Source organism: Anabaena sp. CCY 0017, from assembly GCF_963920885.1.
In the GTDB taxonomy this organism is placed as follows: Bacteria; Cyanobacteriota; Cyanobacteriia; order Cyanobacteriales; family Nostocaceae; genus Nodularia.
Map to the genome: position 1 here is coordinate 1 of NZ_CAWUDG010000101.1, position 264 is coordinate 264.

1 protein-coding gene is annotated in these 264 nt (G+C 66.7%); it reads right to left on the bottom strand.

The genetic code is table 11. The annotated features are described in order from the left end of the window. On the bottom strand, positions 1–264 hold a 264-nt coding region (locus ACM0OW_RS25850), incomplete at both ends, for a hypothetical protein (protein ID WP_414553579.1).

The following is a 264-nucleotide window of genomic DNA, read 5'->3' on the forward strand; positions in this document are numbered from 1 at the left end:
TTCTCTTCCAGAATGCGGTCGAGGCGTTCGTGGTGGGCGCACAGTTCGGCGCGCAGTCGTTCGTCCTCTTCGGGATCGAAGTGTTCACCGCCCATCTCATCCTCTTCAGTTTTGCGTTCGGGGCGGGACTTCAGCGCGTCCACCGCCTTGGCCGCCCGCGCGATCACGCCTGCGGCCCGCGCCAGCTTCTCGGCCTCGGCGACGGTCGTGGGGGTCGGCGTTTCGCACACCGCCTGAACCGCCTCCTCGACCTTGGCTGTCAGT